This window comes from Ectothiorhodosinus mongolicus (genome assembly GCF_022406875.1).
Lineage (GTDB): Bacteria > Pseudomonadota > Gammaproteobacteria > Ectothiorhodospirales > Ectothiorhodospiraceae > Ectothiorhodospira > Ectothiorhodospira mongolica.
In genome coordinates this window covers 1,311,224-1,337,506 of record NZ_CP023018.1, presented here as the reverse complement: position 1 = coordinate 1,337,506, position 26,283 = coordinate 1,311,224, and the positions used below count along the sequence as shown (strand labels likewise).

General features: G+C 54.8%; 24 protein-coding genes. 14 read left to right on the top strand and 10 right to left on the bottom strand.

Features of this window, described 5'->3' with window-relative positions:
- Positions 1–10: 10 nt before the first annotated feature.
- On the bottom strand, positions 11–544 hold the full coding sequence (gene ppa / locus CKX93_RS06395; RefSeq protein WP_076755831.1) for an inorganic diphosphatase: 534 nt from the start codon (positions 542–544) through the stop codon (positions 11–13).
- Between the two features lie 172 nt (positions 545–716).
- Between ppa and CKX93_RS06390 the strand changes: the two genes are divergently transcribed.
- From CKX93_RS06390 to CKX93_RS06360, 7 genes are read left to right on the top strand one after another with little or no spacing between them, the layout of a single operon-like run.
- On the top strand, positions 717–1,367 hold the full coding sequence (locus tag CKX93_RS06390; protein WP_076755961.1) for an adenylate kinase: 651 nt from the start codon (positions 717–719) through the stop codon (positions 1,365–1,367).
- A gap of 36 nt (positions 1,368–1,403) precedes the next feature.
- Positions 1,404–3,566 carry an LPS-assembly protein LptD gene (locus tag CKX93_RS06385; RefSeq protein WP_234982828.1) on the top strand — a complete coding sequence of 721 codons (2,163 nt, stop codon included), beginning with the start codon at positions 1,404–1,406 and terminating at the stop codon, positions 3,564–3,566.
- A complete protein-coding gene (locus CKX93_RS06380; protein ID WP_234982827.1) occupies positions 3,550–4,908 on the top strand; it encodes a peptidylprolyl isomerase in 1,359 nt (452 codons plus the stop codon). The genes CKX93_RS06385 and CKX93_RS06380 overlap by 17 nt, the downstream gene beginning before the upstream one ends.
- On the top strand, positions 4,905–5,921 hold the full coding sequence (pdxA, locus tag CKX93_RS06375) for a 4-hydroxythreonine-4-phosphate dehydrogenase PdxA (protein WP_076755829.1): 1,017 nt from the start codon (positions 4,905–4,907) through the stop codon (positions 5,919–5,921). The genes CKX93_RS06380 and pdxA overlap by 4 nt, the downstream gene beginning before the upstream one ends.
- A gap of 5 nt (positions 5,922–5,926) precedes the next feature.
- A complete protein-coding gene (gene rsmA, locus CKX93_RS06370) occupies positions 5,927–6,724 on the top strand; it encodes a 16S rRNA (adenine(1518)-N(6)/adenine(1519)-N(6))-dimethyltransferase RsmA (protein ID WP_076755828.1) in 798 nt (265 codons plus the stop codon).
- Positions 6,725–6,772: 48 nt separating this feature from the next.
- Positions 6,773–7,900 carry a transaldolase gene (gene tal / locus CKX93_RS06365; RefSeq protein ID WP_076755827.1) on the top strand — a complete coding sequence of 376 codons (1,128 nt, stop codon included), beginning with the start codon at positions 6,773–6,775 and terminating at the stop codon, positions 7,898–7,900.
- Between the two features lie 9 nt (positions 7,901–7,909).
- On the top strand, positions 7,910–8,920 hold the full coding sequence (locus CKX93_RS06360) for a glucokinase (protein WP_076755826.1): 1,011 nt from the start codon (positions 7,910–7,912) through the stop codon (positions 8,918–8,920).
- A gap of 6 nt (positions 8,921–8,926) precedes the next feature.
- Here CKX93_RS06360 and CKX93_RS06355 read toward each other — a convergent pair whose 3' ends face one another.
- The 9 genes from CKX93_RS06355 to ffh form a co-directional block, all read right to left on the bottom strand.
- Positions 8,927–9,649, bottom strand: a complete 723-nt coding sequence (locus tag CKX93_RS06355; protein WP_076755825.1) for a TSCPD domain-containing protein — start codon at positions 9,647–9,649, stop codon at positions 8,927–8,929.
- A 16-nt stretch (positions 9,650–9,665) separates the two neighbouring features.
- On the bottom strand, positions 9,666–11,822 hold the full coding sequence (locus tag CKX93_RS06350) for an adenosylcobalamin-dependent ribonucleoside-diphosphate reductase (protein ID WP_076755824.1): 2,157 nt from the start codon (positions 11,820–11,822) through the stop codon (positions 9,666–9,668).
- Positions 11,823–12,034: 212 nt separating this feature from the next.
- Positions 12,035–13,921, bottom strand: coding sequence for a molecular chaperone HtpG (gene htpG / locus CKX93_RS06345; protein WP_076755823.1), 1,887 nt, complete (start codon positions 13,919–13,921; stop codon positions 12,035–12,037).
- 64 nt (positions 13,922–13,985) lie between these two features.
- Entirely contained in the window at positions 13,986–15,743 is a 1,758-nt protein-coding gene (locus tag CKX93_RS06340) for a tetratricopeptide repeat protein (protein WP_084178676.1), read from the bottom strand.
- Positions 15,744–15,746: 3 nt separating this feature from the next.
- A complete protein-coding gene (gene rplS / locus CKX93_RS06335; protein ID WP_076755822.1) occupies positions 15,747–16,091 on the bottom strand; it encodes a 50S ribosomal protein L19 in 345 nt (114 codons plus the stop codon).
- Positions 16,092–16,125: 34 nt separating this feature from the next.
- Positions 16,126–16,884, bottom strand: a complete 759-nt coding sequence (gene trmD / locus CKX93_RS06330; protein WP_076755821.1) for a tRNA (guanosine(37)-N1)-methyltransferase TrmD — start codon at positions 16,882–16,884, stop codon at positions 16,126–16,128.
- A complete protein-coding gene (rimM, locus tag CKX93_RS06325; protein ID WP_076755820.1) occupies positions 16,881–17,384 on the bottom strand; it encodes a ribosome maturation factor RimM in 504 nt (167 codons plus the stop codon). Before rimM ends, trmD begins: the two co-directional genes overlap by 4 nt.
- 17 nt (positions 17,385–17,401) lie before the next feature.
- Complete coding sequence (rpsP, locus tag CKX93_RS06320) at positions 17,402–17,662, bottom strand: 30S ribosomal protein S16 (RefSeq protein WP_076755819.1); 261 nt, start codon at positions 17,660–17,662, stop codon at positions 17,402–17,404.
- A 91-nt stretch (positions 17,663–17,753) separates the two neighbouring features.
- A complete protein-coding gene (ffh, locus tag CKX93_RS06315) occupies positions 17,754–19,115 on the bottom strand; it encodes a signal recognition particle protein (protein ID WP_076755818.1) in 1,362 nt (453 codons plus the stop codon).
- A 92-nt stretch (positions 19,116–19,207) separates the two neighbouring features.
- Here ffh and CKX93_RS06310 point away from each other — a divergent pair, with 92 nt between their 5' ends.
- From CKX93_RS06310 to queD, 7 genes are all read left to right on the top strand, one after another.
- Positions 19,208–20,023, top strand: a complete 816-nt coding sequence (locus CKX93_RS06310; RefSeq protein ID WP_076755817.1) for a cytochrome C assembly family protein — start codon at positions 19,208–19,210, stop codon at positions 20,021–20,023.
- A gap of 7 nt (positions 20,024–20,030) precedes the next feature.
- The gene (locus tag CKX93_RS06305; protein ID WP_076755816.1) at positions 20,031–21,326 is read left to right on the top strand and encodes an HlyC/CorC family transporter; all 1,296 of its coding nucleotides are present in this window, start codon (positions 20,031–20,033) and stop codon (positions 21,324–21,326) included.
- A 9-nt stretch (positions 21,327–21,335) separates the two neighbouring features.
- Positions 21,336–22,694, top strand: a complete 1,359-nt coding sequence (gene radA / locus CKX93_RS06300) for a DNA repair protein RadA (protein ID WP_076755815.1) — start codon at positions 21,336–21,338, stop codon at positions 22,692–22,694.
- Between the two features lie 62 nt (positions 22,695–22,756).
- Positions 22,757–23,020 carry an exodeoxyribonuclease VII small subunit gene (locus CKX93_RS06295; protein WP_076755814.1) on the top strand — a complete coding sequence of 88 codons (264 nt, stop codon included), beginning with the start codon at positions 22,757–22,759 and terminating at the stop codon, positions 23,018–23,020.
- Positions 23,017–23,901: a (2E,6E)-farnesyl diphosphate synthase gene (gene ispA, locus CKX93_RS06290; RefSeq protein WP_076755813.1), complete on the top strand. Its 885-nt coding sequence runs from the start codon at positions 23,017–23,019 to the stop codon at positions 23,899–23,901. The genes CKX93_RS06295 and ispA overlap by 4 nt, the downstream gene beginning before the upstream one ends.
- 68 nt (positions 23,902–23,969) lie before the next feature.
- On the top strand, positions 23,970–25,892 hold the full coding sequence (gene dxs, locus CKX93_RS06285; RefSeq protein WP_084178694.1) for a 1-deoxy-D-xylulose-5-phosphate synthase: 1,923 nt from the start codon (positions 23,970–23,972) through the stop codon (positions 25,890–25,892).
- Complete coding sequence (gene queD / locus CKX93_RS06280; RefSeq protein WP_076755811.1) at positions 25,892–26,278, top strand: 6-carboxytetrahydropterin synthase QueD; 387 nt, start codon at positions 25,892–25,894, stop codon at positions 26,276–26,278. Before dxs ends, queD begins: the two co-directional genes overlap by 1 nt.
- Positions 26,279–26,283 lie beyond the last annotated feature (5 nt).

Sequence of the window (26,283 nt, the reverse complement as noted above, 5' to 3'; positions counted from 1 at the left end):
AGTCCAGAACTCAGGCTTGTTGTTCATAGCGCTTGATGGATGCGGTAATTTCCGCCCGAGCAGCATCTACACCCGCCCAACCGTCAACGCGCACCCATTTGCCTGGCTCCAATTCTTTATAGTGTTCAAAGAAATGGCGGATCTGCTCGAGCAACAAGGGCGGCACATCTTCAGGACCCTGAATATGCTGATAAACGGGGCTGAGCTTGTCGATAGGAACAGCCAATACTTTTGCGTCTTCACCCGATTCATCGGTCATCTTCAACATACCTACGGGGCGGGCACGAATCACGCTACCGCTGAGCAGCGGATAAGGGGTAAGTACCAAAACATCCACGGGATCCCCATCATCGGAGAGCGTATGCGGCACGAAGCCGTAATTGCAGGGATAGAACATCGGCGTCGCCATAAAACGATCAACGACCAAAGCACCGCTGTCCTTGTCCACCTCATACTTCACGGGCGAGGCGTTGGCGGGGATTTCGATGATGACGTTGATATCGTCGGGCACAGATTTGCCCACAGGGATGTTTGCGATATTCACTCAAAGAGCCTCTTAAATGGGTGCTAAAGCCCACAGTATAACGGGTTGTGGAGCAATACGAACCGCCTCAGAAACAATTTCCATGATCCAAGCATCTTGCGCCAGCTTCACCGGAGCGGTTATAACCCGAGACAAACTATACTCTTTTACCCAAATTCAGGTGGAGAAAAACATGCGTATCGTTCTTTTGGGCGCTCCGGGCTCGGGCAAAGGCACGCAGTCAAAACTTATTGTTGACCGCTACCGCATCCCGCAAATTTCCACCGGCGATCTCCTGCGTGCCGCAGTTTCCGCGGGCACCCCGCTCGGGCAAAAAGCCAAAGCGGCGATGGATGCCGGGGACTTAGTCTCCGATGACATCGTCTTGGGGATGATTCGCGAACGCTTGGCTATGCCCGATGCTCAGAGCGGCTATATTCTCGACGGATTTCCGCGCAATCTAGCGCAGGCAAAAACACTGGATGACATGCTCGGCGATCTGCATCAGCCCCTGGATGCCGCCATTCTAATCGATGTCGATTTGGAAAAACTAAAGACCCGTCTTACCGGTCGTCGTAGCTGCGCGGATTGTGGCGCGGTCTATAATATTCACACCAATCCGCCGTCTCGTGAAGGCGTCTGCGATGCCTGCGGCGGCACCAACCTGATTCATCGGGCTGACGATAAAGAAGAAACCATCGCCAGCCGTCTCAAGGTTTATGAGGACCAGACTAAGCCTCTAATCGAGCATTACAGCGCGCAGGACCTATTGCATAGTATTCAGGGAGAAGGTGAGATCGAGGATGTGTTTGCTGCAGTAGCGGCGGTCTTAAGTAAGCACTAAAAATCCTTGCGGCGTTTTCACCCACGATTTTTATTGTTGGCAGCAGCCCTGCTGCCAACGACGACCTTGGGCGAATGGGCCTTATGCACATATCAGCCTGAGCCACCTGCTGTATTGTTCCCCGCCGATGGACAGCTTCGCCTCTTTGGTGATTCGGGTTTCATGGATCGAGGCGGAATCTCAGAACTGATCGGCAATGCTGAGGCACATCAAGATGCACGCAGCATTTATGCCGATCGAATTGAATACGACGAAGCCCAAGGGCGCGTTGATGCCTTTGGCAATGTGCAGTTGGATGTGGCGAGTGAATTAAGCATTACTGGGCCAGAAGGGTTTATTTTTTTAGAGACGCTACAGGGTGAGTTTCGCGAGGCGGAATACTTCCTATACCCTCGCCATGCTCGAGGCGAGGCGGATTTAATCGAACCGCGCGGTGAAAACCGCACCCGGCTGACCCGCGCGAGCTACACCACTTGCGATCCAGGTCGCAATGATTGGTTACTCAGGGCATCGCGCGTCGATCTTAATCAAGAGACTGGAAGGGGCGTGGCCAGAAATGCTTGGCTGAGCTTTTACCGCGTGCCATTACTATACACGCCTTACGTGGATTTCCCGATTGACGATCGGCGTAAATCCGGCTTTCTCATCCCCAGTTTCGGCAACTCGACCAGTACCGGCACCGATATTGAAATCCCTTATTACCTCAATTTAGCACCACAGCGTGACGCGACGATAGCACCCCGCTATATGCAAAGACGCGGCACCATGCTGCGCACCGAGTACCGCTACCTAACTTCGGCGAGCAGCGGTCAGCTGGAACTGGATTATCTGCCCAATGATTCTGTCTATAACGATGACCGTAGCCTATTTGCCTGGCAGCATCGCTGGGATATTTCTCCAAGACTGGGGTTCTCGACCTTTGGGTCAACGGTATCAGACCCTGAGTATTTTGATGATTTTGCAGACAGCCTGAACATCACCAGTGCCACCCATTTGGAAAGACGTGCTGATCTGAATTATCGCGGTAATGGCTGGAGTCTTCTGGCACGGGCTCAGGACTATGAGACCATCGACCCAAGTATCGCTGGCCGATCACGTCCCTACAAACGCCTGCCGCAAATTCAATGGCGCAGCAGCGGTGGCTTTGCGGGCAGCGATCTGGATTACCGCTTAGATGCGGAATGGGTGGCGTTCGATCGACGTGATTCATTAACAGCGCAGCGTACCGATGTGACCTATGGCTTAAGCTGGCCACAACGCGCCCCGGGGTGGTTTTTTACGCCTAAGGCCAGTTATCGGCTGACCCACTATGCTTTAAACAATATTGAGGCGGATAATGCCTTTGCCTCTGGGGATGATTCGCTCAGCCGTGCACTACCAACGGTCAGCCTGGATGGGGGGCTATTTTTCGATCGCTTCTTCGGTGAGCAACGCCTGCAGACCCTAGAGCCCCGCCTTTTCTACACCTACACGCCGTTTCGAGATCAAGACGACATTCCGCGCTTTGACACTTCAAGGTTCGGGTTTAGTTTCGATCAGATGTTTAATGAACAACGATTCAGCGGTGCAGACCGCGTCGGCGATACCAATCAGATCACCACCGCGCTCACCACCCGCGTCATCAATTTGGACTCGGGCATCGAGGAATTCCGCGCCAGCTTGGGGCAAATTCATTTTCTCAGCGACCGACGGGTAGGCTTAGGATCCAATCAAATTGAAACGGAATCCGCTTCTTCCTACATCGGTGAGGCGGCTTGGCGACCCTGGCGGTCCGTGAGTGTGAGAACCACCGCGCAATGGGATAAAAATTGGGAACAAATTGAACAGGGGACGACTCAATTACAATATCGACCCGACCAGCAGCGCGTCTTGAACCTGGCGCACCGATACCGCCGAGACAATCAAGAGCAAGTCGACTTTTCTGCCGCTTGGCCGCTGGGCTCTCGCTGGACGGCTGTGGGACGTTGGTCCTATAGCTTGCGCGACCAAGAAGACCTTGAAGCCTTTGCGGGGCTGGAATATCGGAGCTGTTGTTGGGCTGTGCGGCTTTTGGGACGACGTATCCTCACAGCAAACACAGAAGAGCCGTATAATGAGGGCGTTTTTCTACAACTTATTTTTAGCGGCATGGGCAGTTTGGGTGACCCACTGGGCGAGCTGATTTCTGAGGGTGTCTTAGGTTATGAAACAGATTATTAAATCGATGCTGGCCTGTGCGCTACTCGGCGCCTACGCTTTAAACGCCGCGCAAGCTCAAGGAACGGTCCCGCAGGCGGGCGATGGTGAACTCTTAGATCGCGTTGCTGTTGTGGTCGATGAAGATGTGATCATGCAAAGTGAGTTGCTCGAGCGTCTGCGCTTGATTGAACAGCAAATTGCCGCTCGCGATGGTCAGAGACCGCCTCGCGAGGCTTTACTCAGACCCGTTCTGGATCGCTTGATCATGGAGCGTTTGCAATTACAGGAGGCCAGTCGCCTCGGCATTCGCATTGATGACATCAGTCTGAACAATGCGCTGGAAAACATCGCCCGTGAAAATCGCATGAGTTTAGGGCAGTTTCGCGATCGCTTGGTAGCCGACGGTATCGATTTCAGGGCTTTTCGCGAACAGATTCGTGACGAAATGACCATCTCACAACTGCATCGGCGCCGTGTGGATACACGTATTCAGGTGAGTGAGCAGGAAATCGATGATTTGATTGCCAGCGAGAGCGGTGCTATTGATCGCAATTTAGAATATCGGTTACAGCATCTGCTTATTTCCCTGCCGGAGGGTGCCAATCCTGAGCAAATTCGCGAAGCGCGGGCGCGCGCTGAAGCGATTCGCAGCGAAGCCTTGGACGGAGCTGATTTCTCACAACTGGTGTTGCGTGAATCTGAAGGGCAAACCGTGCTGGATGGCGGCGATTTGGGTTGGCGTTCCGCCGCCCAAGTCCCAACCTTGTTCTCGCGTCATGTAGTGCTCATGCGTGAGGGTGACATCAGTGAAGTCATTCGCTCTCCTTCGGGCTTTCATCTAGTCAAGCTGACTGAGCGCCGCGGCAATGAGCAGGTACAAATCGAACAAACACGTGCCCGCCACATTCTGATCACACCCTCGGAGATCCTCACCCCCGAAGAGGCACGTGAGCGGCTGCGCAATCTCTATAACCGCATTGCCGATGGTGCAGATTTTGCGGAACTGGCGCGGGCGCATTCTGATGACCCTGGCAGTGCCACGCGCGGCGGAGACCTAGGCTGGGTTGACCCCGGCATGATGGTTCCGGCCTTTGAGGACGTCATGAATCGTACCGCCGTGGGTGATGTCTCAGAGCCCTTTGCTAGCCCCTTTGGTTTTCATATTCTGCAAGTCACTGAACGGCGCAGCCACGATAGTTCTCGCGAGATCATGCGGGCTCAAGCTCGTGACCTCATTCGCGAGCGAAAACGTGAGGATGAACTGGAGATTTGGTTGCGTCGTTTGCGCGATGAATCTTTTGTCGAGTATCGCCTTGATGATCCTCTGGCAGCAGGCATGGAACGTGGCCGCCGCCTGCGGTGAGTGAGCGGGTCCCCAGAGTCGCCATTACCCCGGGGGAACCGGCGGGTATCGGGCCTGATTTAGTTTGCCAGCTGGGTATGCATGCCAGTGCTGCCCAGCGCGTGGTAGTCGCCGATCTTGAGCTCATGCGACAACGCGCAAGACAGCTATCCTTGCCTGTGGAGTTCACCCCCTTCGACGCGGATCAACCGGCGGTGGCCGACCACCCCGGCGTCATGCATGTCATGCCCGGAGTGCAGATCTCTGCGCCCGCACAAGCCGGCCAACTGAATCCAGCCAACGCCCAGTATGTCCTTGAGACGCTGAAAAAAGCCGCTGACGGGTGTTTACAAAATCTGTTTTCGGCCATGGTCACCGGACCCGTGCACAAAGGCGTAATCAATGATGCGGGAATCACTTTTACTGGGCATACCGAATTTCTTGCCGAGCGCTGTGGTCAGGTTTTACCGGTGATGATGCTGGTAGCTGATGATCTGCGTGTTGCGTTGCTTACCACGCATCTGCCGCTTCGCGCTGTTGCCGACGCCGTGACGGCTGAGCGCCTGATTGCGGTGCTGCGCATCCTGCAGGCTGATCTGCAGGCTAAGTTTAAGATTGACCAGCCGCGTATCGTCGTAGCCGGTCTTAACCCGCACGCAGGGGAGAATGGCCATCTGGGTGATGAAGAATGCCGCATTATCATCCCCGTACTCGATCAGCTGCGTCGTGAAGGCATGCACTTAGAAGGCCCACTGCCGGCGGATACCTTGTTCACGCCCCGACATCTACGGGATGCCGATGCCGTGCTTGCGATGTACCATGATCAGGGCTTGCCAGTACTGAAGCATGTTGGATTTGGTCATGCGGTGAATATCACTCTGGGACTGCCGATGATTCGCACTTCGGTGGATCATGGCACGGCGCTGGATCTTGCTGGCACGGGCCAAGCCGATATCGGCAGTTTAGAGGCAGCGCTGCAAATGGCCGTGGATTTAAGCCAAAAGGCACCGCTGTCCTCTTCGGCCAGCCGCTAGATCCGATGGAACATCAAGCACGCAAACGCTTTGGGCAGCACTTTTTGCATGACCCCGGCGTTATCCAACGCATGATTAACGCCATCCATCCCTGCGCCGGCGATACCTTGGTGGAAATCGGTCCAGGACTCGGCGCCATTAGCCGAGGCTTGCTTGAGCGCCTTGGCCGTTTGCACGTTGTCGAACTCGATCGGGATGTGATTCCGCTGCTACAGCGAGCCTGCGCGGGTCTTGGTGACTTACAGATTCATCAACAAGATGCGCTGAGCTTCGACTTAAATGACATCATTGGTCCAAGGCCACTGAGGGTGGTGGGAAATCTTCCCTACAACATATCCACGCCTTTGCTGTTCCACTTGCTCGAGCAGATCGAGCAAATTGCTGATATGCATTTTCTGTTGCAAAAAGAGGTGGTTGACCGACTCACCGCGCCTCCGGGTGGCAATGCCTATGGGCGTCTGAGTGTGATGATTCAGTATCACTGCCAGGCGATGCGCCTGTTTGATGTGGCACCGGGCGCCTTCAATCCACCACCTAGGGTCAACTCTGCCGTGGTGCGCCTAATCCCACATAGCCAACCTTTGCGCGTGGCCAGCAACCCACAACATTTGGGCAGGCTGGTGCGTGATGCATTTTCTCAGCGTCGCAAAACACTGCGCAATGCGCTGAGTCTTTATTGCCCGCCAGCGATGATCGAGGCACTTGAAATCGACCCTCAACGACGACCAGAAACCTTGAGTGTGGATGATTTCGTGCGTTTGAGTAACGCCTGCCTGGATCGCCAAGGCTCGAAGCCCGTTTAAGGCTCGGGTTACACTGTTGAAAGCTTATCCATGAAGGAGTTGCGCTGAATGTCGAACACCAACCCACTGCTGCAGGCACGCGCTCTGGGACAGAGCATTTGGTATGACTATATCCGCAGTGACTTAATGTCCAGCGGGCAGCTTGCCGAGCTCATTGCGCAGCATGGCTTGGCCGGCTTGACTTCCAATCCCGCAATTTTTGATAAAGCCATCAGTGATAGCTCGCTTTATGATGAGCGCATCCGCAAGCAGCGACAACGCGAACCGGATATCAGCACGGCCGATCTTTTTTATCAACTAGCCATAGAAGATCTTCAGGCAGCCGCTGATATTTTTGCGCCCACTTATGCAAAAACCAACGGCCGTGACGGTTATGTCAGCCTCGAGGTTTCGCCGGATTTGGCGCATGATGCCAAGGCGACGATTCATCAGGCTTTAGAGCTACATGCCCGTGTCAAGCGCCCCAACCTGATGATCAAGGTGCCGGCCACCTTGGCGGGGATCGATGCCATTGAACAGCTGACTGCCGAAGGAGTCAGCGTTAACGTCACGCTCTTATTCTCTCTGGAGCGGTATCAGGCAGTACTCAGCGCTTACATGCGCGGTCTAGAGTCGCGTCTTGCTGCGGGTAAGAACATTAGCAATATCGCCTCTGTAGCCAGCTTTTTCATCAGCCGCGTCGACAGCGCTGTGGATGCGCTGCTCAAAGATCGGCTGCAGCAAGGCCAATCTGTGAGCCATTTGCTGGGGCAAATCGCCATCGCCAATGCACAGCTGGCTTATGCTCATTACCAGGACACTTGTAGCGGTGCCGACTGGCAGAAATTGGCGGCTGCAGGGGCACAAACACAGCGCCTTTTGTGGGCGAGCACGGGTACCAAGGACCCTGAGTATCGTGACGTGGTTTATGTCGAAGCACTGATTGGTGAGAACACGGTCAACACCCTACCCCCAGCTACTTATGAAGCGTTTCTTGACCACGGCGTGGCGTCCACGCAACTGCCTGCGCCCGCCCATGAAGCGGCTCCACGTCTGAGCGCTTTAAGCGATTTAGGCATTGACCTGACCAGCATCACCGACAGACTCGAACGGGAGGGCGTGCAGGCCTTTGTCGATGCCTTCGACCATTTGTTGCAAACCGTTGACCGCAAGCGGCGGCAATTGCAGGCCTCCTAGTCAGCCAACATGCCTGGTCAATGCTTTTTGGCAGCAGACATCGGCGGCACACGCGCCCGCTTGTTGTTGGGCGAAACTCGAGAGAATGACAATGGTTGGCAGCCGATAGCCCGCTGGGAAACCCTGTGCGGCGACCATGCCTCAATCGAGGATTTGTTACAGACATTCCTCAAAACCCAGACCGTCGGCTCTATTGACGTGGCGGTCTTGGCGGTTGCTGCACCTGTTGATATGAATGCGCCATTCCAAAAAGTGACATTAACCAATCTCGCTTGGCAGGTGGATATTCAAAAACTCACCCAGCTTCTGGCGATCACAGAGGTTCATTTATTGAATGATTTTGCGGCCATTGCGCAGGGTCTTGATGATTTACCACCGGACTCGCTATTTTGGCTGCAGACGGGCACGCCCAATAATCAGGCGCCGCGCTTGGTGGTGGGCGCTGGCACGGGCCTTGGCGCTTGCCTGCGCTTGTCTGGCCCCACGCCTCAAGTATTGGCCACAGAAGCCGGACATGCGGGCTTTGCGCCCAGCAATGCACTGCAACAGTCACTTTGGCAATTCATCCACGCCCAACAGGGCCGTTGCACACGCGAGGATCTTTTGAGCGGCCGCGGCATTGCCCGTATCGCCGCGTTCTTTTGTGGACAGCCAGATATGACCAGCCCCGCATTAGAAAAGGCCCTTGAAGAGACTGATCCGGCCGCACAAATCGCTGCACTAGCACTGGAACAGGAGGACCCTCTAGCACTGCGGGTGTTGCAGCAATTTATCGAAATGTACGGCAGTCAGGTGGGGGATCTGGCGCTGGATTGCTTACCCTTTGGCGGCGTCTATATTGCCGGGGGAATTGCTGCGAAGCTGCGTCCCCTGCTGACGACTAGCGGCTTCATTGAAGCCTTTACCCACAAGCCACCCATGCAGCACCTATTGCAGCGCATGCCGGTGGGTATTATTCAAGAAACGGATGCCGGGCTGCTGGGCGCAGCCCGGTATGCCAGAGAGCGATTGCGCGCCTGATTTAAACTAGCCGCACTTGCTGTCGCCGCAATTCAAGCAGGTCAGGCAGTTATCCATGACCACCACAGCTTTGGTGTGACATTTGCCGCATAAAGTAGCGGTCGCCGGGAAATTACCTTCCGCTTCACCCACGGTGCCGGCGTCGGTTAGAGCTTCAAATTCCGCCCGCTTTTCCTGTACGTGGCGCTGCTGATGCTCATCGAGTTTGTCTTTGATAAGACCAATCATGCGCATATGGCTTTCGATCGCATCGCCAATCTCGGCCACCAGCGAGGGCATGTATTTGCCACCCTTTTTGAAATAGCCACCACGCGGGTCAAACACCGAGCGCAGCTCTTCCACCAAAAAGGTAACGTCCCCACCCTTACGGAACACTGCCGAGACAATCCGCGTCAGAGCGACGATCCACTGAAAGTGATCCATGTTCTTTGAATTGATGAAAATCTCAAAGGGCCGGCGCAATTCATGCTCTGTGCCTGGGTTTAACACCACATCATTAATCGTCACATAGAGTGCGTGCTCGGACAGCGGCGTCTTGAGCTTATAGGTCGAACCCAAGAGCATCTCCGGACGCTCCAGTTTTTCGTGCATTTGCACGACCTTAGCGGTGACCTCGGCAGCAGGGGTAACCGCCTGCTCTGCCGCTGGCGCTTCTGCAGCCGGCTGAGTTTCTGGTTCGTCCTTCTGAATGCCGAAGTCGACAATTTGTTTTGCGATCTGAATAGCCATTGTTGTCACTCCGTAATCAGAATTTACCGTAGTACCCTTCTTTCAGGGCATCGTAGAGATTAGCGGCCGTATGAGTCTCGCCGTCGTATTCAATTTCCTCATTGCCCTTGGCGAGCACCGTGCTGCCGTCCTCTAAGACAAAGCGATACACGGTATTCTCCAGATCCTTTTCCTTAACCAGAACGCCCTGGAAGGCCTCAGGATTGAAACGGAAGGTGGTACAGCCTTTCAAACCCTGCTCATAGGCATAGAGATAAATATTCTTGAAATCCTCAAAAGGATAATCGGTGGGTACATTGGCTGTTTTTGAAATGGAGGAATCAATCCATTTCTGCGCCGCGGCCTGCACGTCGACATGCGCCTTGGGGGTGATGTCATCGGCGGTGATGAAATAATCCGGCAGCTGGGCCTCGGGATCATCGGAATAAGGCATGGCCTTGGGATTAATCAGCTCGCGATAAGCCAGCAGTTCAAAGGAGAAGACATCGACTTTTTCCTTTGATTTCTTACCGGTACGAATTACATTGCGCGAATAATGGTGCGCAAATGAAGGCTCAATCCCATTACTGGCGTTATTCGCTAGCGACAGGGAAATAGTCCCGGTCGGTGCGATAGAGCTGTGATGGGTAAAACGGCAGCCCTCTTTTTCGAGCTCTTTCACCAACTGTGGGTCGGCCTCGGCAATCTTCTGCATATAGCGGCTGTAACGCGCATGCAAGACACGCCCAGACAGCTTTTGGCCCACTTTGATACCGTCAGCTTGCATCTCGGGACGCAGACGCAGCATCGCTGGTGTCACTTCAAACTCTTCATCCATGATTGGTGCCGGCGCTTTTTCACGCGCCAACTCCAAACCTGTACGCCAGCCGGCTAAAGCCATTTCGCGGGTGACTTCCTCGGTGAAGGATAGCGAGTTGCCATCGCCATACTTCATGCCCAGCATAGTGATGGTAGAGCCTAGACCCAGGTAGCCCATGCCATGACGCCGCTTACGCTCAATCTCACCTTGCTGCTGTGACAGTGGCAAGCCATTAACCTCAACCACGTTGTCTAGCATACGGGTGAACACCGAGACCACCTCGCGGAAACCATCCATATCAAAACGTGCTTCGGGGGTGAATGGATCCTGCACAAATCGGGTCAAATTGACCGAGCCCAGCAGACAAGCCCCATAAGGCGGCAGGGGCTGCTCACCACAGGGATTAGTGGCGCGGATGTTTTCACACCACCAGTTATTATTCATTTCATTCACTTTGTCGATGAGCACGAAACCCGGTTCGGCATAGTCATAGGTGGAAGTCATTACCACGTTCCACAAATTGCGTGCCGGCACGTGCTTATAAATCCGACAGGCAACCTGGCCTTCGTCGTTGCGCACGTACTTGCCATCACCCGGCCAGTCACGCCAGAGAACTTGGGAAGCATCATTGATATCGATGCCATCGAGTTCCACTTCCTGTTGTTTTACCGGGAAAGCCAGCGGCCAGTCGGTATCGTCGCGCACTGCTTCCATAAAGTCCGCGGTAATCAGCAAGGACAGATTGAACTGCCGCAGGGTACCGTCTTGACGTTTGGCCTTAATGAAATCCATCACGTCAGGGTGGCCAATGTCAAAGGTCCCCATCTGCGCGCCGCGACGGCCGCCGGCTGAGGAGACGGTGAAACACATTTTGTCGTAGATCTCCATAAAGGAGAGCGGGCCAGAGGTGTAGGCGCCGGCACCGGAGACATAAGCGCCGCGTGGACGCAGGGTAGAGAAGTCATAGCCAATACCGCTGCCCGCCTTAAGCGTTAAACCAGCCTCATGCAGCTTATCGAGAATATCGTCCATGGAATCGGTAATCGTTCCCGACACGGTGCAGTTAATCGTTGAGGTGGCTGGCTTATGCTCTTGAGCGCCAGCATTCGCCACAATCCGGCCAGCAGGGATCGCGCCTTGACGCAATGCCCAAAGAAATCTTTCGTGCCAATGTTCGCGCAATTCTGGGGTAGCTTCCACATCCGCCAATGCGCGCGCTACGCGCTTCCAAGTATCATCAATCGTTTGGTCTACCGGCGCTTCGGAACGACTGCGCAGTCGGTATTTTTTGTCCCAGATATCGATAGATGCGGGCTGAAGAGGCACCTCTTTTGAAGTTACTGCCGCAAGCACTTGACGGGCCTGAGATTTCATCGTGAGCTATCCCCTATTTCTACAATCTGTTGTGGTTTCTTTGGCGACACCCACACTATGTAGTGGGTCACATCAGCAGCGAGGCTATAGCCAGACGGTGGAAATTGCAAGTATGAACGGTCGATTTTTTTCTTTCCTCGCCCATAAAAAGGGCCTCAAAAGAGGCCCTTTTTATGCTGTAGCCTAGGCCTGATGCGGCCCCGAGATGAATATCACGCAGCCATCATCAATGTGTTCATCCGGCGCACAAAACCGGCGGGATCTTCCAGTTGCCCACCTTCGGCCAAGATGGCCTGATCGAGCAACAAGCTGGCCCAGTCTTGAAAGCGCTGTTCATCACTTTCGGCCTGCATTCGCTGGATCAATTGATGCGCCGGATTCACCTCAAGCACCGGCCGCGTGCGCGGCACATCTTGGCCAGCCTGCTTGAGCAACTGTTGCATGTACAGCGCCATATCATGCTCGGAGAGCACGATGCAGGCCGGGGAATCGGTCAGGCGATGAGAAAACCGCACGTCTTCCACCTGTTGCTCGAGGGCATTTTTTAGGCGCGGCAGTAAATCTTTGGCTTGCTCTTCAGCCTCCTGCTGAGCTTTTTTCTCGTCCTCGGAATCGAGTTTGCCTAAATCCAAATCGCCTTTGGCGACTGATTTCAGCTTTTTCCCCTGAAACTCCGTCAGATGTGCCACCAGCCACTCATCCACCCGATCAGACAGGAGCAGCACTTCGATACCGCGTTTGCGAAACACCTCTAGATGGGGGCTGTTGCTGGCCGCCGCATGAGAATCGGCGGTGATGTAATAAATGCAGTCCTGATCCTTGGACATGCGCGCCACATAGTCCTCAAGCGAGACGTCTTGCTTGGCCTCACCGGAATGGGTGCTGGCGAAACGCAGCAGCTGAGCAATTTGTTCCTGATTGGCATGATCCTCGGCGGGACCTTCCTTGAGCACACGGCCGAATGCCTCCCAAAACTCGGCATATTGCTCGGGTTGGTTTTTTGCCATATCCGCCAGCAGCCCCAGGATTTTCTTCACCGAACCTGAGCGCATGCCGTCAATTAAGCGATTGCTTTGCAGGATCTCACGGGAAATGTTCAATGGCAGGTCAGCTGAGTCAATCACGCCCCGCACAAAGCGTAGATAAGTCGGCATCAACTGCTCTGTTTCTTCCATGATGAAGACGCGCTGTACATATAACTTGATACCCTGGCGGCGCTCTCGATCCCAAAGATCAAAGGGTGCACGTCGTGGGATGTATAACAGCGAGGTATATTCCTGGCGGCCTTCAACGCGGTGATGCGTCCAAGCCAAGGGGTTTTCAAAATCATGGGCTACGTGTTTGTAAAACTCGTGGTATTCCTCGTCACTGATGTCTGACTTGGAGCGGGTCCAGAGGGCGCTGGCACGGTTCACGGTTTCCCATTCACCCATCTCCTCACCTTTGTCATCGCGCTTAGGCATGCGAATCGGTAGGGAGATGTGATCGGAATACCGGGTAATAATCTGTCGCAGCCGCCACTCATCGAGAAACTCCTCAGCGTCCTTTTTCAGATGCAACACCACCTGCGTGCCGCGCTGAGACCGTTCAAGAGTTTCAATCTCAAACTCGCCACTGCCATCGGAAGTCCAGCGCACCCCATGTTCAGCGCCCATACCGGCGCGCCGAGTCGTGAGCGTGACTTTGTCGGCAACGATGAATCCTGAATAAAATCCCACACCAAACTGGCCGATCAAATGCGCATCTTTTTTCTGATCGCCAGTGAGCTTGGTGAGAAATTCGCGGGTTCCGGAGCGGGCAATGGTGCCGATATTGGCCAGCACTTCTTCGCGATTCATGCCGATGCCATTATCCGTAATGCTCAACGTCTTAGCCTCGGGATCAAACTGGATGTCGATTGCCAGTTCAGCCTGACCTTCCATCAGAGCATCGTCGGATAGGGCCTCAAAACGCAATTTGTCACAGGCATCGGCTGCATTGGAGATCAGTTCACGCAAAAAAATCTCTTTATTCGAATAAAGCGCGTGAATCATGAGGTGCAGCAACTGGCTGACCTCAGTCTGAAAAGAGTGGGTTTCTTTATGGCTTGTGACGGTCATGACGTGCTCTCAATAACAGAAAAATGGGGTACGACCCCTTAGATGGGGTCGTACCCCATTTTTTTCAACGCAGCAGCAACTCTTGGAGTTTTTGGCCGAGGACGAGGCGGCGTCCCGGATCGTCGGTGCGGCGCAATAGATCGCGGTAGAGGGAAGCGGCATCATTCAGATAGCCAGCCTTGGCTAAGGCCTCAGCTGCCTGAAAACGCGCGCTCAGCCCCCAAAGATCAGTGCTGTCACCGGCCAAGGCCGAACGCAAGTACAACCGCGCCGCTAAGTCATATTCCTCCAGGGCTCGATAAGAGTCGGCCATCCAAAACCATAACTCGCGTCTTTGCCGAGAAGACTCCAAACGCGGTGCCAAGGCCTGAAACAGGTTAATGGCCTCTTGATCACGCCCCACCGTTTGCAGATCAAACATCACCTGCAGAAAACGCTCACCCCGGGCTTCGTCCAATACCGGGGTTTGAGCTAACACATCGTATAATCCATCAATGCCCGCTTCTTCGTAGCCGCCCAGAATTAGCGCCCGCGCCCGACGCAGGCCCCAATCAAAGCCATCTAAACTGGCGGGCGGCGCCTGAACATCCAACATTAAGCTGGCCGCAGTGGCCAAATCGCCAGCTTCCAACAAACGCTGTGCCAGCAGATGACGCGCCCCGTGCGGCACTCTCTGTGGGCTGCCATAAACGGTGCCAGTGAGATAAAGACGGTTAAGCACCTCGCTGCCACCACTGAGCGAATCCAGCAGCAGGCGAACAAAGCCATCATGAGCCTGATCTCGCCCAGCAGGGTTGGGCCAGCGCATTGCCATCTGCACCAGCAAAGCGCGGGCTGTCACCGCATCACTAGCGCTTAAAGATGTCACGAGTTGTATCCATGCTTCATCCTCACCCAAGAGCAGCTGTCTTTCATTACTCTGCTGGGCACCCAGCCGTTGATAGGCTTCCCACAGCCACTGGCTGGGAATTTGAAAAGCCCGATCATCGGTGTGCAGATGTCGCTGAGTAGCCAGAGCCGCTTCTAAAGCCAGGATCTGAGCCTGTAGCTGATCACCTGCCATTGCGGCACGGGCCGCTACTGCAAGTGAGCGAGCTGCATCGGCACTGCCAGCGCTCTGGGCTCTGGCCTGACGCACGGCTCGCTGACGGATTTGCTCGGCATTACTCTCAGGCAATTGCAGCTCCGCCATGAGGCGCAGTGCGATGCCACGCGCATCACTGGCCCCAACCAGCTGAGCAGCAGCCGCTGCATAATCCCCCGAGGCAAAAAACAGACGCGCTAACCAAAGACTAAGATCTTCTCCTTGATCGCTATAGTCAGCTTGATAAAAAGCCAAGGCGGGCAAGGCGTCTGCCCAGCGCTCTTCCTGCTCATAGGATTCGATGACCATGCGACGCCAGTTCTGCAGCCAGCGGGCTTCGACATGCTGTGAGCCGAACCATATCAATGGCCGCAAAGTGTCTCGGGCTGCTTGGCTTTGTGTTAGAGCTAGCTGCGCGGTGGCTTGCTGGGTACGTCCCCACAGGACAAACTCTACCGGTAATTCAATGGGAATCAGCGCAGCGCGCTCAGCGACTTCTTCCCAGCGCTCAGCCTGACTGAGTATCTCCAGGCGCACTTGTTCGCGATCCATCCATGCCCCGGTTTGCACCTGCCAGTCCAAAGACTCTCGGTCTAAAACCTCCAAAGCCATATCGGTGGCACCCATACGGGCAAGCAGACGCGCCTCATCAATCAGCAAATCCGCAAAAGCAGGCGGCATAAACGCCAACAGCCAGACAAGCTGGCTGTTGAGGAGTTTTTGCAGCTTAAGCCGCAAGTCTTAGATGTCTTCCTTAATTCGCGCTGCCTTACCACTGCGACCACGCAGATAGTAGAGCTTGGCTCGGCGAACCTTACCTTTGCGCTTGACCTGAATATCGGCAATGCTGGGGCTGTAGGTTTGGAAGACGCGCTCCACTCCCTCCCCATGGGAGATCTTGCGAACCGTGAAAGCGGAGTTAATACCGCGGTTGCGCTTGGCAATGACGACGCCTTCGAAAGACTGCAAACGCTCGCGATCGCCTTCTTTCACTTTAACCTGCACCACGACCGTATCACCCGGGGTGAACTCCGGCACTTGGCGACCCATTTGCTCGGCGTCGAGTTGCTGAATAATCGTGCTCATGTTTCAAACCTCTTTTGCGACTTCGTTTTGCGCTTCAGCCCTGATTCCCAGACTTTTCGCGCTGATACTCTTCTAACAGACCTTGGTCTGCCTCACTTAAATTCTCTTCCTTCAACAACTCCGGACGCCGTTCCCAGGTTCGACCTAGGGACTGCTTGCGCCGCCAGCGCGCGATTCTAGCATGATCTCCGCCTAATAGAACCGGCGGCACTGCCACACCATCAATACTTTCTGGCCGCGTGTAGTGAGGGCAATCCAACAGACCATCACTAAACGAGTCCTGCTGTGCAGACTCGGCATCCCCTAAAACACCGGGAACCAGCCTGGCACAGGCATCAATGAGAACCATGGCAGCGAGTTCACCACCCGACAGCACATAATCTCCTAGCGACCACTCCTCATCGACTTCCGATTCGATGAGGCGCTCGTCAATACCTTCATAGCGCCCCGCCAACAGAATCAGCCGCGAGGCTGAGGCCATCTGACGTACGGCGCCCTGGTCTAGCACTCGCCCCTGCGGACTGAGACACAGCACCTTGGCGGGTCTGCTGTCTGCCTGCCGCGCCGCCTTTATGGCACAACGCAAAGGTTCCAGCTTCATCACCATCCCAGGACCGCCGCCGTAGGGCCGGTCATCAATGGTCCGGTGGCGGTCCTGAGTGTAATCTCGCGGATCCCAACAACCGACTTCTATCAGACCCTGCTCTACTGCCCTTCCGGTTACGCCCCAGTGGGTGAGACTCTCAACCCACTGTGGAAAAATTGTTACGACATCAAACCTTAGTGCACTCAAAAGTCAGCACCCCAGTCCACTGTCATCCGCCCTTGCACCAAGTCCACCTGCTTAACGACCTGCGGCACGTAGGGCACCAATCTCTGACGCTCACCCTCCAGCACCAACACATCATTGGCGCCGGTCTCTAGAAGATGATCGACTCTACCCAGAGGCTCGCCCTGGAGATTCACCACCTCTAAACCCAACAACTGTGACCAGTAGTATTCACCCGGATCCAACTGGGGTAACTGGTCCGCATCAATCGCCAGCGCCCGCCCCACCAACCCTTGGGCCGCGTCACGATCATCAACGCCTTGGCATTTTAGGATAATGCTTTTACCGCTAAGCCTTCCCGTCTCGACTGCTAGCGGCTGCCAGCTGTCGCCGTCCGCAATGTACAGGGGCTGATAATTCAGTATTCCCTCGCGTGGCTGCGTCTCGGAAAACACCTTGACCCAGCCTTTGATCCCATAGACACCGACAATGCGGCCCAGAATCACTGCGTCATGCACCACCATGGTGGTGTTAGCCGCGCTCAGGCAACCTGGGTGTTCTGCTTGCGAAACTCCTTGAGCAGCGTGGCCACACGCTCAGAAGCCTTGGCACCCTGTGACAACCAGTGATCGATGCGCTCTGCATTCATGTGCAGGCGCACTTCTTGGCCGCGAGCCACGGGGTTGAAGTAGCCCAAGCGTTCAATATATCCGCTATCCCGACGACGGCGAGAGTCCGTCACCACAATCTTGTAAAAGGGTGCCTTTTTGGCGCCGCCGCGTGCCAGTCGAATCGTTACCATATTCTGTTCCGCTAAACTTTTCGGATGAGGTTGGGGGATCAATCCCAAAGTAAACCGCGCATTATACACGCCAAATAGCGCGGAACAAGCATTAAAAGGGCATCCGCCCACCCGGCATCTTGCCTTTGAGTGAACGCATCATCTTGCTCATCCCGCCCTTAGAAAACTGTTTCATCATGCGGCTCATTTGTTGGTGTTGTTTGAGCAGCCGATTCACGTCCTGCACCTGAGTCCCAGAACCCAGCGCGATACGTCGCTTGCGCGACCCTTTAATCATGTCCGGCTGACGCCGCTCAACTGGGGTCATGGAGTCGATAATCGCGAGCATGCGGCCCAGATCTTTGTCATGGGATTTGTTTTTGACGGCATCAGGCAGCTGGCCTGCTCCAGGCAGTTTTTCTATCAAGCTCGCCATACCACCCATTTTTGACATCTGTCCCAGCTGCTCGCGCAAGTCGTTTAAATCAAAACCTTTGCCTTTTTTGAGTTTGCGGGCGAGCTTTTCGGCCTTGCTCTGATCGACCTGGGTCGAGGCTTGCTCCACCAAGCTTAAAACATCCCCCATACCCAAAATGCGCGAGGCCAGACGCTCGGGGTGGAATGGCTCGAGCGCGGCGGTCTTCTCGCCTATACCCATAAATTTAATGGGTTTCCCCGTGATGTGTCGCACGGAGAGCGCTGCACCGCCTCGGGCGTCACCATCGGCCTTAGTGAGAATCACTCCAGTCAGTGGCAGTGCTTCATTAAATGCCTTGGCGGTATTGGCCGCATCTTGGCCAGTCATACTGTCCACCACAAATAGGGTTTCTACCGGCTGTAGCAGAGCGTGCAAATCTGCAATTTCCGTCATCATTTCGGCATCGATCGCCAGCCGACCGGCGGTGTCAACAATCAAAACATCCTGAAATTGTTTGCGTGCCTGATCCAGCGCCTGGCGGGCAATATCGCGTGGATTCTGGCCAGCAGCACTATCGATGAAGCCAACACCCACTTCATGAGCCAAGGTTTCAAGCTGGCGAATCGCAGCTGGACGGTAGACGTCACAGCTCACCAGCATGACTTTTTTATCGTCTTTTTCTCTTAGGCGCCGCGCCAGCTTGGCCGCGGATGTGGTCTTACCCGCGCCTTGCAAACCCGCCATCAAAATAACCGCTGGCGGCTGTGCACTGAGGTCTAGAGCGTCATTGGCTTTGCCCATCACCTCAGTCAATTCATCGTGAACCACTTTCACCAACGCCTGACCTGGCGTCAGGCTGGTCAAGACCTCACTGCCAATGGCCCGCTCGCGCACACGATTGATAAACTCCCGCACCACAGGCAAAGCGACATCGGCTTCTAACAGGGCCTTACGCACCTCGCGCACGGTCTCCTGAATATTTTCCTCAGTCAGGCGCGCTTGGCCACGCAGCCGCTTAATGGTGCCCTGAAGGCGATCTGAAAGTGTGCTGAACATGGCTAGGTATTGTAGCGCGAAACTTCGCATTACTTCACCGCTGCGGTGATCTGTGCAATCATTCGGGTGTCAATCTGAGTCCCGGAAGACGCATGCTTGTCGCCCTAATTGCCCTCATTACCACCGTACTCTATTTCGTCGGCGGCGCGCTGTTGATGCAGCGCCTGAAACTCACGGCCGCAGGAGAACCCCCTGGCAGTCGTGGTCTGCCTCGCCTATTTACCTTGTGGGGCGCGGCCATCGTGCTGCATGCCTTTGTGCTGTATGCGTTTTTATTCGGGGAAAATGCCGATAGCCTCGGAGTATTCACGGTGGTCTCGCTGACCGCTTGGGTTATCGCGGCATTTCTTTTTGCCTGGTCGTTCCGGCATCCGATTCACGTTTTAGGCATTGTCTTGCTGCCTTTTGCCGGTGTCACTGTGGCCTTAGACATGGCGCTTTCCGGCGTAGGCCCGGCTACCCCCATGGACCCTTCACTGCGTGCTCATACGCTGTTGGCACTCATTGCCTTTAGCTTATTCACCATTGCCGCGATTCAAGCTGCCGTGTTGGCCATTCAAACCCATATGCTGCAAAACCATCGCCCCGGCGGGCTGATTCGTGCCCTACCGCCTTTATCATTGATGGATACACTGCTGTTTCACATCATCGGATGGGGGTTTATTTTTCTCACCGCGGCGCTGGCCACCGGCCTATTTGTGCTGGAGGATATTTTTGCCCAGCACCTGCTGCAAAAGGTCGTGTTCGCGCTGATTGCCTGGGTCATGTTTGCAGTTTTGCTGTTTGGTCGTTTTCAATTTGGCTGGCGCGGTCGCAAGGCGGCGCATTGGACATTGGCCGGATTTGTTTGGCTATTTATCGCTTATATCGGTAGCCGCATGATCCTGGCGCGCTTACTCGGCGTCTGATCCGAACGTGGAAAACATACCCTTAAGTGCACTGGCGATTGTGCTGATCGCCCTGCTTTTCTGCTCCGCTTTCTTCTCCGGATCAGAAACCGCGCTCATGGCACTCAACCGCTATCGCATGCGACATATGGCTCAAGCGGGTCATGGCGGGGCTCGACGCGCGCAGAAGCTTCTGGAACAACCTGACCGCCTCATTGGCCTGATTCTGCTGGGTAACAACTTCGTCAATATTCTCATCACTCAGTTGGCGACCTATCTGGGCTATCGACTGTATGGCGACATCGGTATCGCCATTGCCACTGGCCTTTTGACTCTCACTATTTTGGTATTCGCCGAAGTGGCGCCGAAAACTCTGGCGGCGCTGCATTCTGATCGCGTTGCTTATCCAGCTTCTTATGTATATAGCCCCCTGCTGCGACTGATTTATCCGCTGGTGTGGCTGGTAAATCTGCTGGCCAATGGGGTTTTGCGCCTGCTTGGCGTGGGGCCACAACTGCGGGCTCAACATGCACTCTCGAGTGAGGAATTACGAGTAGCCGTCAACGAGGCGGCCGGACTGATTCCCGCGCGGCATCAGCGCATGCTGGTGAATTTGCTCGATTTAGAAAAGGCCACAGTGGAGGACATCATGGTGCCGCGCAACGAAATTGTCGGCATCGATCTGGAAGATGATTGGGACGAGATCGAAGACCTCATCATTCACAGCCAATATACGCGCTTGCCAGTTTTTGCTGGCGGCGTAGACAACATGCTGGGCTTTATTCACCTGCGTCGGGTACTGCCCATGGTCTATCAGGGAGAGTTCAGTGCTGAGCACTTACGCGCCAATTTGCGTGACCCCTATTTCATTCCCCAAGGCACCAATCTCAATCGTCAGTTGCTGAACTTTCAGAGAGAGCGTCGCCGCATCGGCCTGGTCGTGGATGAATACGGGGATATCGAGGGCTTAGTGACGCTAGAGGACTTGTTGGAGGAAGTCGTTGGTGAATTCACCACCGATCCAGCGGCCGTGAATCCCGAAATCCTGCCTCAGGCGGATGGCAGCTATCTCATCGATGCCGGCATCAGCCTGCGTGACCTGAATCGCCTGTTGGGCTCGAACTTTTCCCTAGAGGGCCCGCGCACGCTGAACGGACTCATACTGGAACACCTGGAAACCATCCCCGATGCCCATACCAGTGTATTGATCGAGAATTACCCCATCGAAATTCTGCATGTTAAAAACAATGCCATTAAAACTGTTCGTATCGATCCGCGCCTCAGCCCAGCCGTGCCACCGGACCCCTCTGAAGCGGATCAATAAAGATAACGTATGGCGAAAATTAAAAACCAATATCAGTGCAGTGAATGTGGCGCCATCAGCGCCAAATGGGCGGGCCAATGCGGCGAATGCGGTGCTTGGAACAGTATTCGCGAAGCCATTATTGACACACAAACCGACTCTCGCCCCGGCCGCTTTGCTGGCTACGCCGGTGCTGCAGTGGAGGTGCGCCGCTTGGGAGACATCAGCGCCGATGCCGAGAAACGCATACCCACCGGTCTGTCCGAGCTGGATCGGGCTTTGGGAGGCGGTTTGGTGCAAGGATCGGTGGTGCTCATTGGCGGCGACCCGGGCATTGGCAAATCCACATTGCTGCTTCAGGTTTTAGCCACGCTAGAGAATGCCAAAAGCCTGTATGTGACTGGCGAGGAGTCCCCTGAACAGGTCTCACTGCGGGGGCGCCGCCTAGAACTGGCGTGCGCGGATCTGCGCCTGCTGACTGAGACCTGCGTCGAGCGCATGATCGAGCATGCGCGCCAAGAAGCACCCCAGGTGATGGTGGTGGATTCGATTCAAACCCTATATTCAGAAGCTCTGCAATCCGCGCCCGGCTCTGTCTCGCAGGTGCGCGAAAGTGCCGCCATGCTGGTGCGATATGCCAAGCAAACGGGCACTGCTTTGTTTTTGGTAGGTCATGTCACCAAAGAGGGTCAAATCGCCGGACCTAGGGTGCTGGAGCACATGGTCGATACCGTACTGTATTTTGAGGGTGATCCGGGCGGCCGTTATCGATTGCTGCGCGCCGTTAAAAATCGGTTCGGAGCGGTCAATGAGTTGGGCGTCTTCGTCATGCTAGACACGGGCCTCAAGCCGGTGACCAACCCATCGGCGATTTTTCTCTCTCGGCACGAAAAGCCGGTGCCCGGCAGCATCATTATGGTGACGCGGGAAGGCACTCGGCCCTTGCTGGTGGAAGTGCAGGCGTTGGTGGCTGAATCGCATGCATCGCAGCCACGTCGAGTCACGGTGGGTCTTGAACAAAATCGCCTGAATATGTTGTTGGCTGTGCTGCATCGGCATGGCGGCATTGGGCTGTTCGATCAAGATGTGTTTGTTAATGTGGTCGGTGGGGTGCGCGTCAGTGAGACGGCAGCAGACCTCCCTATGCTGTTGGCGGCTTTGTCTAGCTTTCGCGATCGCGCCCTGCCTCATGAGCTGGTGAGTTTTGGCGAGATCGGGCTGGCGGGAGAAATTCGGCCTGTGCCCAATGGCGAAGAGCGTCTCAGGGAGGCCGCCAAACATGGGTTCTCCCGAGCTATCGTGCCCGCTGGCAATCAGCCGCGTAAAGCCATTCGCGGTATGGAAATCATTGCTGCGCGAAGACTTTCTGAAGTCTTGGATGCCATCTGAGACTTTTCGCCGCAGAGGCTTTGGGCTAACGTAGGCGCAACAACCTTAAGGACAATACGGTAATGAGTCAGGAAACACATCTCAGTTTGGCTGATTTTGAAAAGGCCATGACTGAATTGGAATCTTTGGTGACGCGCATGGAATCCGGCAAACTCAGCTTGGAAGATGCGCTGGGCGAGTTTGAGCGGGGCATCGCTCTGACCCGACAATGTCAGCAGGTCTTGATGAGTGCAGAGCAGAAGGTTCGCCAGCTCAGTGCTAACGGCGAAGAGACTTCCGTCGCATCGCCCAATGAGGGTTTCGATGGTGCCGGAGATGGGGAATGAAACCCCTGATCAGCGAATTGCAGCAGCGCGTCGAGGCGCGCCTTCAAGATTGGTTGCCAGCCGCCAGCATTCATCCGCAGATGTTGCATGAGGCTATGCGCTACAGCGTTCTCAATGGTGGCAAGCGGATACGCCCCATACTGACTTATGGCACGGGAATGGCATTGGGAGTTCCCTTGGAGCAACTGGATGGCCCGGCCTGCGCCATGGAACTCATCCATGTTTATTCGCTGGTTCATGATGACCTGCCAGCTATGGATGATGATGATTTGCGCCGCGGCAAACCTACCTGTCATAAGGCCTTTGATGAGGCAACGGCAATTTTGGTAGGTGATGCACTACAGGCCTTGGCTTTTCAAATTCTGGCGCAGGATCGTTCCATGCTTGCGGCCGCTGAACCGCGCTTAGCGATGATTCAACATCTGGCCATGGCATCTGGATCAAGGGGCATGGTGGGCGGCCAGGCTATTGACCTTGCCTCGGCGGGCAAGACGGTGAGTATCGCCGAACTCGAAGATATGCATGTTCACAAAACAGGGGCTTTGATTCGTGCCGCTGTGATGCTGGCAACCTTGGGTGCGCCCTCAGCAAATGAGGATGACACTGCCAAGCTGGATCACTATGCCAAGTGCATTGGCCTGGCATTTCAAATTCAAGATGATGTGCTGGATGTGATAGGCGACACGCACACGCTTGGCAAAACCCAAGGAGCTGATCAGGCTCTGGGTAAAGCAACTTATCCGGCCCTAATGGGCTTGGAAGCCTCGAAAAAGGAGGCATTAGAGCTAGTGAACCAAGCGTTAAGCAGTATTGAGCGCTTTGGTGAAAAAGCCGAATTGCTGCGCTACATCGCCCGTTACATCATCGAACGTATCCATTAAGAAAGTGAAGTTGCTTGCGCGTCAGATGGGGCGAAAGGGATAATGAAAGTTTTCGTGATTGCCTGATGTTGAGCTCCATGGACACATATCCTCTGCTGGATACCATTACCAGCCCGGAACAACTCCGCAGTTTATCGGTTGCTGAGCTCAAGCAACTGTCACAGGAGTTACGGGCCTTTTTGCTGGCTTCGGTAGCACGCACCGGTGGTCATCTCGCGGCAAACTTGGGAACCGTTGAACTCACTATCGCCGTACATCACGTGTTTAACACACCAGAGGATTTTCTGGTGTGGGATGTGGGCCATCAAAGCTATGCGCACAAAATTCTCACCGGGCGGCGCGGAGGCATGGATAAGCTCCGCATCAAGGATGGACTCGCAGGCTTTCCGAAACGCGATGAAAGCCCTTATGACACCTTTGGCGTTGGCCACTCCAGCACATCAATCAGTGCCGCATTGGGCATGGCGCTGGGCGCCCGGCAACTGGGACAGGAGCGCAAAGCGATTGCTGTGATTGGTGATGGCGCTATGACTGCAGGGATGGCTTTTGAGGCGATGAATCATGCCGGTGATGAAAAAGCGGATTTGCTGGTCATCCTCAACGACAACAACATGTCGATCTCGCCCAATGTAGGTGCCATGAATCGCTATCTGGCCAGCCTGCTGACAGGCCCACTTTATTCAGGCGTTCGCGAGGGCAGCAAAAAGGTTTTAGATCGCATGCCGCCGATGCGCGAGTTCATGCGCCGCGCCGAGGAACATGTCAAAGGTATGATCGTCCCTGGGACCTTATTTGAGGAACTGGGCTTTAACTACTACGGCCCAGTCGACGGCCATGATGTCGCCGGCTTAGTCAAAGTATTGCGCAATCTGCATGCTCTTGAGGGCCCGCTGCTGTTGCATGTGGTGACCAAAAAAGGCTTTGGTTATGAACCCGCCGAACAAGATCCTTGTGCTTACCACGGGGTGGGCAGTTTCGACCCCGAGCAAGGCTTAGTCAGCAAACCCAATAAAAAGCCTTCTAGCCCCACATACACTGAAGTATTTGGGCAATGGTTGTGTGATCAAGCCATGGCCGATGAGCGTTTGGTGGCCATTACGCCGGCGATGCGTGAGGGCTCAGGCTTGGTGAGCTATGCCGAACGCTTCCCGGATCGCTATCACGACGTCGGTATTGCCGAACAGCATGCCCTGACTTTAGCGGGCGGCCTGGCCTGCACCGGAGTTAAACCGGTGGTCGCCATCTACTCGACCTTCTTGCAAAGAGGCTATGACCAACTGGTGCATGATATTGCCTTGCAGAAATTGCCCGTGCTGTTTGCCATTGATCGCGCTGGCGTGGTCGGTCCAGATGGGCCCACGCATGCCGGCAGTTTTGATATTTCTTTTATGCGCTGTCTGCCCAATATGGTGATCATGACCCCGGCCGATGAGAACGAGTGCCGACGCATGCTCACCACCGGCTATCTTTTAGATCAGCCCGCCGCGGTCCGCTACCCGCGTGGCAAAGGCCCTGGCGTTGCACCCGAATCCGGGCTGCTGCCTTTGCCAGTAGGCAAAGCTGAAATGCGTCGCAACGGTAAGGAGGTTGCCATATTGGCTTTTGGGGCTCCGCTGACCATCTCACTGGAAGTAGGTGAACGTCTCAACGCGACTGTGGTGAATATGCGCTTTGTGAAGCCACTGGATACCCAACTGATTCAAGAACTCGCGGAGCAGCATAATTTGTTGGTCACCGTGGAAGATAATGTGGTAGCTGGCGGCGCTGGTTCGGCGGTTGCAGAATATCTGCACCAACAGGGAATCATGGTATCCATGCTGCATCTGGGCTTGCCCGATCGTTTCCAGGGTCAAGGTAGCCGTGAGGAGTTGCTAGAGGATGCTGGGCTGACTGCCAATGCCATTGCAGAGGCCATCGAGCTACGCCTTCAAGGAAAAACTTGTGCCACCGGCCCTGCTTCGATAATATCCGACCAAACTGGTAAGCTTTAGTGGCGACTCCGTTATACAATCTGAAAGTCTTGACGGAGTTTTGTGCTGCACACACTTTGCGGGACTATCCCGGAAACTGCGCCCGAATGCATGGGCATAACTGGAAAGTTGAGGTGGAAGTTGAGTCCTCAGTGCTGGATAACCTCGGCATGGTGTTGGATTTCAAAACCATCAAACAGTACGCGCGGGAAGTGACTGAGATTGTGGATCATCGTTATCTCAATGATCTGCCCGCTTTTCAAAACCAAAACCCTACCGCTGAAAATATTGCAGCCTGGTTTTTCAAGGAGATGTCAGAACGCCTTAGCAACAACAAAGGCATTCAACTCAAGGCTATCACTCTGTGGGAAACAGATCGGGCTTGCGTCCGCTATACGGAAAACTGAATCAG

Excerpts from the sequence above, each read along its gene's own strand:
- rplS (WP_076755822.1), bottom strand. The coding sequence starts at position 16,091 with ATGAGCACGATTATTCAGCAACTCGACGCCGAGCAAATGGGTCGCCAA.
- rimM (WP_076755820.1), bottom strand. The coding sequence starts at position 17,384 with ATGGTGGTGCATGACGCAGTGATTCTGGGCCGCATTGTCGGTGTCTAT.
- CKX93_RS06390 (WP_076755961.1), top strand. The coding sequence starts at position 717 with ATGCGTATCGTTCTTTTGGGCGCTCCGGGCTCGGGCAAAGGCACGCAG.
- ispA (WP_076755813.1), top strand. The coding sequence starts at position 23,017 with ATGAAACCCCTGATCAGCGAATTGCAGCAGCGCGTCGAGGCGCGCCTT.
- CKX93_RS06360 (WP_076755826.1), top strand. The coding sequence starts at position 7,910 with ATGCCTGGTCAATGCTTTTTGGCAGCAGACATCGGCGGCACACGCGCC.
- CKX93_RS06350 (WP_076755824.1), bottom strand. The coding sequence starts at position 11,822 with ATGAAATCTCAGGCCCGTCAAGTGCTTGCGGCAGTAACTTCAAAAGAG.
- CKX93_RS06380 (WP_234982827.1), top strand. The coding sequence starts at position 3,550 with ATGAAACAGATTATTAAATCGATGCTGGCCTGTGCGCTACTCGGCGCC.
- htpG (WP_076755823.1), bottom strand. The coding sequence starts at position 13,921 with ATGACCGTCACAAGCCATAAAGAAACCCACTCTTTTCAGACTGAGGTC.
- CKX93_RS06355 (WP_076755825.1), bottom strand. The coding sequence starts at position 9,649 with ATGGCTATTCAGATCGCAAAACAAATTGTCGACTTCGGCATTCAGAAG.
- ffh (WP_076755818.1), bottom strand. The coding sequence starts at position 19,115 with ATGTTCAGCACACTTTCAGATCGCCTTCAGGGCACCATTAAGCGGCTG.
- tal (WP_076755827.1), top strand. The coding sequence starts at position 6,773 with ATGTCGAACACCAACCCACTGCTGCAGGCACGCGCTCTGGGACAGAGC.
- CKX93_RS06295 (WP_076755814.1), top strand. The coding sequence starts at position 22,757 with ATGAGTCAGGAAACACATCTCAGTTTGGCTGATTTTGAAAAGGCCATG.
- rpsP (WP_076755819.1), bottom strand. The coding sequence starts at position 17,662 with ATGGTAACGATTCGACTGGCACGCGGCGGCGCCAAAAAGGCACCCTTT.
- rsmA (WP_076755828.1), top strand. The coding sequence starts at position 5,927 with ATGGAACATCAAGCACGCAAACGCTTTGGGCAGCACTTTTTGCATGAC.
- CKX93_RS06310 (WP_076755817.1), top strand. The coding sequence starts at position 19,208 with ATGCTTGTCGCCCTAATTGCCCTCATTACCACCGTACTCTATTTCGTC.
- radA (WP_076755815.1), top strand. The coding sequence starts at position 21,336 with ATGGCGAAAATTAAAAACCAATATCAGTGCAGTGAATGTGGCGCCATC.